This is a genomic window from Chamaesiphon sp. OTE_20_metabat_361 (assembly GCF_031364565.1).
On sequence record NZ_JANLWO010000613.1, the window covers coordinates 1 to 1560 of the forward strand.

General features: G+C 43.7%; 2 protein-coding genes. Both read left to right on the forward strand.

Going from position 1 to position 1560, the window contains the following annotated elements:
* Window positions 1-702: ATP-binding protein (locus RMO35_RS17615; protein WP_309742656.1), on the forward strand; the 702-nt coding region annotated here is incomplete at its 5' end.
* Between the two features lie 47 nt (window positions 703-749).
* Entirely contained in the window at window positions 750-1343 is a 594-nt protein-coding gene (locus RMO35_RS17620) for a hypothetical protein (protein WP_309742658.1), read from the forward strand.
* Window positions 1344-1560 lie beyond the last annotated feature (217 nt).

Consider the following 1560-nt stretch of genomic DNA (forward strand, 5'->3'; position numbering starts at 1 on the left):
ACTACCAAGAATATTATCAGTTTGTCCAGTGGCTTTCAAGAATCCCAGAGACGCGAGCCAGGAATTCCCCGAATGGGGTTAATCTACGCACCAACTGGTTTTGGCAAATCAACCGCAGCCGCTTGGCTGGTGAATCGGGAACGGGGAATTTATGTAAGAGCGGTATCCTTGTGGTCGCCAACGACGATGTTAATGGCGATTCTGGCGGAATTGTCGATCCCACCCCCACGTTTCCCCGCTCAGATGTTACAAGTAATTGTGGAGCAGATGAAACTGAGCCAGCGTCCGTTATTTATCGATGAAGCTGATTATTTATTCCATAATCCTCGGATGATTGATGCGGCACGAGACATTCACGATTTAGCCGAACTTCCCGGTTGGCTGATTGGTTCAAATAGGTTGGAGAAACTGCTGGCTCGACGCAAAATTGTGGCGGGTCGAATTTCTCAGTGGGTGAAATTTACACCCTGCGATTTGGAAGATACTCAACTGTTAACTAAAGAACTCTGTTTGGTAGAAGTGCAAGCCGATTTACTAGATCGATTACACAAGGCTTCAAAGGGGAGTATTCGGCTGATTACGGTTGGATTGAGCCGGATTGAGTCATTTGCAAGGGTACAACGATGGGAGAAAATCGACTCTCAACAGTGGGCAGATCGTCCCTTCTTTTTTGCTCGACAAGTAGACTATAGCGATGATTAAAGTAATTGAATATTAGTATTAATTGAGGGAATTTGGAGGTTGGTAATATGAAGAAAAAGATTGCGGCCAAGTTAGATTATGCGGATGAATTCTATCGACAACCTTGCTGGTTGGAGCTATGGCGTAAAACTTGCGATCCCTGCCGTCTTACCTTCTGGAGCCGGATTGATGAAACTAACGCGGCGATCTTAATTTCTTACTGGGAAGCAGCAGGATTCCTCACTCGTGCCAGAAATCGCACTCGATATCGAGTGCATTCGACGTACTATTCACAGTTAAAATTTTATACCTTCAAGCCTAGACCGCGAATACCAGGTACAAAAAAGGCAAAACCCATTCACAACACGCTCCGCTTTCGGACGGTTTGTCAGCGAATCTGGATGAGTATGCGAATTTTGCAAACTTTTAGTATCGGCCAACTGCAAGCATGTTCGAGTGTGTGTAACGATATCGTGAGGACTTTTGTGACTCAGCTTTATCAGCTTAACTATGTCCGACTGCAAGTTTGTTATGGCTCTAATTTTGAGGGCAATGAGGATATCTACCAACTCATTCTGAATACTGGAGCTAAGGCACCTTTTTTATGTGGAGAGGGCAGCCTTTACGATCTGAGTACGTATTGTATTTATTACACTGATTGAAGAAGCAAATTTACTCCTGATTTCCTGGTTTTTGCGACCGAGCAGAGCTTCGAGTCTCTTGAATCGTGATTTGTGCTGGCACTACTAGGCAAGATAGACTTAGATAGGGTTAGAGATAGGGTTAAAAAAACAAAGATAGAGTTAAAGATAAAGTTAAACTGTGTTTATGGTTGTAAATCGAATAAATACCCTTGAAACATACCATCCAGTAACGCGT

Coding starts and splice junctions, on each gene's coding strand:
- RMO35_RS17620 (WP_309742658.1), top strand. CDS start 750: ATGAAGAAAAAGATTGCGGCCAAGTTAGATTATGCGGATGAATTCTAT.